Annotated in this window: 6 protein-coding genes; all 6 read left to right on the top strand. The window is 48.1% G+C overall.

The window, feature by feature from the left end:
• The first annotated feature begins 20 nt into the window (after nt 1–20).
• Complete coding sequence (locus MHN01_RS17040; RefSeq protein WP_239412434.1) at nt 21–1,169, top strand: flagellin; 1,149 nt, start codon at nt 21–23, stop codon at nt 1,167–1,169.
• A 64-nt stretch (nt 1,170–1,233) separates the two neighbouring features.
• Nucleotides 1,234–1,689, top strand: a complete 456-nt coding sequence (locus tag MHN01_RS17035; RefSeq protein ID WP_239412433.1) for a flagellar protein FlaG — start codon at nt 1,234–1,236, stop codon at nt 1,687–1,689.
• 23 nt (nt 1,690–1,712) lie between these two features.
• On the top strand, nt 1,713–3,104 hold the full coding sequence (fliD, locus tag MHN01_RS17030) for a flagellar filament capping protein FliD (RefSeq protein ID WP_239412432.1): 1,392 nt from the start codon (nt 1,713–1,715) through the stop codon (nt 3,102–3,104).
• A 24-nt stretch (nt 3,105–3,128) separates the two neighbouring features.
• The gene (locus MHN01_RS17025) at nt 3,129–3,413 is read left to right on the top strand and encodes a flagellar rod protein FlaI (protein ID WP_160648750.1); all 285 of its coding nucleotides are present in this window, start codon (nt 3,129–3,131) and stop codon (nt 3,411–3,413) included.
• 16 nt (nt 3,414–3,429) lie between these two features.
• A complete protein-coding gene (gene fliS, locus MHN01_RS17020; RefSeq protein WP_075764215.1) occupies nt 3,430–3,834 on the top strand; it encodes a flagellar export chaperone FliS in 405 nt (134 codons plus the stop codon).
• A 287-nt stretch (nt 3,835–4,121) separates the two neighbouring features.
• On the top strand, nt 4,122–4,693 hold a 572-nt coding region (locus tag MHN01_RS17015; protein WP_239412431.1), incomplete at its 3' end, for a sigma 54-interacting transcriptional regulator.

Genomic DNA, 4,693 nt, shown 5'->3' with positions numbered 1-4,693 from the left:
AACACTTAAGGAGAGACATTATGGCAGTTACAGTAAATACTAACGTTTCTGCAATGACCGCTCAGCGCTACCTGGGTCAGGCGACCGAAGCTACTGGTAAATCAATGGAGCGTCTTGCTACCGGTAGTAAAATTAACAGTGCTAAAGACGATGCGGCTGGTCTGCAGATCTCTAACCGTTTGATGACCCAGAGCCGTGGTCTGGATGTGGCAGTACGTAATGCCAACGACGGTATCTCAATGGCACAGACAGCTGAAGGTTCTATGCAGGAAACAACAAGTATCCTTCAGCGTATGCGTGACCTGTCTTTGCAGTCAGCTAACGGTTCTAACTCACAGGAAGACCGTGCTTCTATCCAGGAAGAAGTGACTGCACTGAATGACGAACTAAACCGTATCGCGGAAACTACCTCTTTCGGTGGTACCAAGCTATTGAATGGTCAGTTCGGTTCTCGTTCTTTCCAGGTGGGTGCTGACTCGGGTGAAGCGGTTCAGATGAACTTCAACAACATCCGTTCTGACGAAGCGAAAATGGGCGGCAGCATGCTGACGTCAACTAACAAAGTAGCTGCTGATGCGACACTGAATGCCGACACAGCTATCGAGTTGAGCGTAACTGACGCTGGCGGTACTGCGACAGCGGTAAACGTTAGCCTGGTGAAAGGCGATGATATCGAAGAGATCGCTACTCGTATCAACGGTCAGAATGACAAGATCAATGCATCTGTTTCTGAAGAAGGCGAACTACAGCTGTTCTCTTCTGAAGGTACTGTTGGCGTAACAACCGGTGGTATTGCGATGACTGACAGCGCAGGTACAGCAGTAGATGCCACGATTGCAGGTACTGCGGGCAATACAACGGTTTCTGAAATCGACGTAACGTCTGTCGGTGGTGCACAGAAAGCGGTAGCGGTACTTGATGGTGCGATGAAGTATGTCGATTCAGAGCGTGCGCAGCTAGGTGCATCTCAGAACCGTCTGAACCACACTATCAATAACCTGAACAACGTTAACGAGAACGTGTCTGCATCTAACAGCCGTATCCGTGATACTGACTTCGCGAAAGAAACAACCAACATGACGAAGAACCAGATCCTGTCTCAGGCTTCTACGTCTATCCTTGCTCAGGCAAAACAGGCGCCGCAAGCGGCACTAAGCCTGCTAGGTTAATACCTCGTAATAGCGGCAAGGGGGCAGCCCCTTGCCGTTTTCTGCTATCAGAAGGTGAAAGAATATGGATGTCAAACCTGTTTCTACTTCTTCACTTCCTCTCCGTTCCGCTGAGAATGGCACCCATGCTTCTGCTGGCACAAATATTGCTAATAAATCTAGTAGTAATTCTCAGGGGGCTTCATCGGCCGGTAATACTTCCACCCAGCATGTAATACCAAGTAGTGATGGCGGAAACTCGGATGTACGTCGGGTTGAGCAGAGCAACAGGGTAGAGCAGCAGCAGCAAATGCAGCGCGAGGAGCTGGAAAAGGTGGTCGAGCGCATCGAAGAGTTTGTCGGCAGTACGCTAAACAAAGGGCTGGCTTTTCGTATCGATGAAGAATCTGGAAAAAATATCGTCACCATTTACGATAAGCGTACCGGTGATGTAGTCCGTCAAATCCCTGACGAAGATATGTTAGCACTATCCCGGCAGTTGGCAGCCAATTCGGGAGGGCTGGTAACGACGAAAGTGTAAACTGACATCTTTTGAGGTAATCAATGAATATAGGCGCAGCAGGCACAGCCTCCGGTCTTGATATTAACAGTATGGTTAACAAGATTGTCGATGCTGAGCGGGCTCCGAAAGAAGCGCGTATCAATGAGCGCCGCGATAATGTCGATGTCAGTATCAGTGCCTATGGCAAGCTCAAGAGCTCGCTGAATGATATGAAATTCATGATGGCTGACTTTCGTCGTAACCATACCCTATCAGCTCGTTCTGTTACGTCGGATAACAGCGACATTCTTACGGCTTCAGCCTCTCATGAAGCGATTCCTGGAAAATACAGCGTTAAGGTTGAGCAGCTTGCCCAGCCCCATAAAATTGTTTCCGGTACGTTTGACGAAGAAGAGAAAATGGGCGCCGGTAAACTGGCAATATCTTTGGGGGCGAGTCAGTTCGATGTAGAAATACCGGAAGATGAAAGCGAGATCCTTGATGTTGTTCGCTTGATTAACCGCCACCCGTCAAATACCGGTGTGCTAGCCTCGGTGATCAAAGATGATGTCGGTGCGCGTCTGGTGTTGTCGGCCGATAAAAGTGGTGAAGAGAACAATATCAAAGTACGGGTCGATGCGCCGGTTGCCAGTACTCTGCAAAAATTTGGTTTTAATCCGAATAACAACATCAACTCGATGAGTGAGATGCAGAAGGCAGAAGATGCCAAGGTAGTGATTGATGGCCTGGCTGTGGTCACCAGTGACACCAACACAATTGAAGATGCGATCAAGGGCGTTGATCTCAATCTTGTTGCTTTGACCGATTCTGCCAAGACCGAGGGGGAAGCAACAAAAAATAAAGATGTGTTGGTCGATGTTGGTTATGATCGCAATGCCGTTGGTGGTGCCATCGAGCAGTTCGTCAATGCATACAACCAGTTTTACACAACATCGAGAGAGCTGGGCAAGTTTGATCCTGAAACTCAGGAAAAAGGCCCGCTAGTTGGCGACAGTATTATTCGTACTGTTGATAACCAATTGCGTGCGGTATTTTCGACGCCGATAGAAGGCGCGCCAGAGTCAGTGACGACCTTGAGTGAGCTCGGGATCACCACCACGATGGAAGGGCGGCTGGAAATTGACTATGACATGCTCGACAAACAGCTCGAAAAGAACTTTGCTGATGTCGGTGAGTTTTTTAGCAGCCGTGATGGTTTTGCCCGTAAGGTTGAAGATCTGATCCATGCCCATACCGGGATCACCGGTAGCATTAAGGGACGGCAGGACAGCTTGAATGATCAGATCACGCGCTTGAATAGCGAACAGACCAAGCTGGATCGCCGGATGGAAAGTGTTCAGAAACGTACCCATGACCAGTTTACGGCTATGGACAGTGCCATGGGGCAAATGAAAAGTCAGCTCAACTCAATGATGAGTATGATGCCACAATAGTTTTTAGTGTAAGAGAAGTCGCGTATGCAACGTTTAAATCAACTGGATGATCAACTTGAGGCTATGCTGGCTGTTGAGGGAGAGGTTGATTCTGAGCAGTTGCAGCAGCTTTTAGCGCAGCGCGAACAGCTTTTACAACAATTAATGGCCCGGCCTGAAAGTCTGGATAAAGCAGAATGGCAGGCAGCGGTCGATAGAACGTCGTACCTACTTGCCAGGATCCGTCATCATCGAGATATGTCGGCAAGTCAGTTACAACGACTGCAGCACGGGCAACGCTCGATGCAGGTTTACAATAAATTTCGTTAAGGTTAGAAAAATGGCAATGAGAGGATCTCTACAGGCTTATAAACGAGTCTCAGTGGACAGTCAGTTAACATCGGCATCGCCGCACCGTGTGATCTCGATGCTGATGGCTGGTGCGATTGAACGCTTGATCCAGGGCAAAGCCGCCATGGAGCAGGGCTCTATTGCAGTGAAGGGTGAACGTCTTGGCAAGGCACTTGATATTGTGATCAGTCTTCGAAGCTGTCTGTCGATGGAAGATGGTGCGGAGATCGCATCAAACCTCGATGCGCTTTACGATTACATGATCCAGCAGATCTACAAGGCAAACCAGGACAACCTTGCAGAGCCAATTGATGATGTTATCGGCATGCTGCGCGAAATTAAATCCGCCTGGGATCAGATTCCGGCTGAATATCATAATATGACTCAGTTAGACGTATAGTCGTCTTTCTGAGGCAATCGAGGCATTGGTTAATAGCTTTGTTGTTTGTAAAGTCAAAAAATAAACACCAATGACTTGATTTGCACTTTCCTTTGTACTGGGGTCACAGCTTTTGGGTGTCCCTAGTTGCCTTCTCCTGTGCTTTTATTACAATAGTCGGAATAATTTTGGTTGCTGTTCCTCAGTAATAGCAAACTGAACAATTTTTGACTGGATTTGATAGTTGTTCAGTTTGGTATAAAAGCCACAGAATAGAAAATCCTATAAAGGCAGGCAATATCTCTCCTATGCAAGGTTTAGCTAAAACCCTCGTTATTGATGACGATCAGCAGCACCGTCATGACCTCAGTGTCATCCTGAACTTTGTTGGCGAACAGCATGAAGCTGTGTCAACAAGCGAGGTGGAAAATTCGCTTTGGGAAAAGGATTGGGGTGCCTGTTTACTGGGTAAAATCAGTACTGGTAAGTCACTGAACAAGATCCTGGATTTTTTGCGGATCCATAACCACATTCCTGTTATTGCATTGTCGAATCATGCCAATGAATTGGCTGGGCTGCCTAACTATGTTGGCGAGCTCGAATTGCCGTTGCATTACGGGCAACTATCGGATGCGCTACGTCATTGCCAGGAGTTCTTGGGTAAGCGCGCATTTCAAGTTCCGCAGCTAGGGCGAAAGAATACGTTGTTTCGGAGCATGGTTGGTCGAAGTGAAGCGATCAGCCAGGTCCGTTATTTGATCGAGCAGGTATCGTCTACCGATGCCAGTGTGTTGATCCTCGGTGAGTCCGGGACAGGTAAAGAAGTCGTTGCGCGTAACGTTCACTACCACTCCTCCCGTGGTAAAGGACCGTTTGTACC

Source organism: Photobacterium sp. OFAV2-7, assembly GCF_022347985.1.
Classification (GTDB): Bacteria; Pseudomonadota; Gammaproteobacteria; order Enterobacterales; family Vibrionaceae; genus Photobacterium.
The sequence above is the reverse complement of the archived record's forward strand: the minus strand, read 5'-3'. Positions and strand labels throughout refer to the sequence as shown.

Bases quoted from the DNA above. Each gene is read 5' to 3' on its own strand.
- MHN01_RS17040 (WP_239412434.1), top strand. From the start codon at position 21: ATGGCAGTTACAGTAAATACTAACGTTTCTGCAATGACCGCTCAGCGC.
- MHN01_RS17035 (WP_239412433.1), top strand. From the start codon at position 1,234: ATGGATGTCAAACCTGTTTCTACTTCTTCACTTCCTCTCCGTTCCGCT.
- fliD (WP_239412432.1), top strand. From the start codon at position 1,713: ATGAATATAGGCGCAGCAGGCACAGCCTCCGGTCTTGATATTAACAGT.
- MHN01_RS17025 (WP_160648750.1), top strand. From the start codon at position 3,129: ATGCAACGTTTAAATCAACTGGATGATCAACTTGAGGCTATGCTGGCT.
- fliS (WP_075764215.1), top strand. From the start codon at position 3,430: ATGAGAGGATCTCTACAGGCTTATAAACGAGTCTCAGTGGACAGTCAG.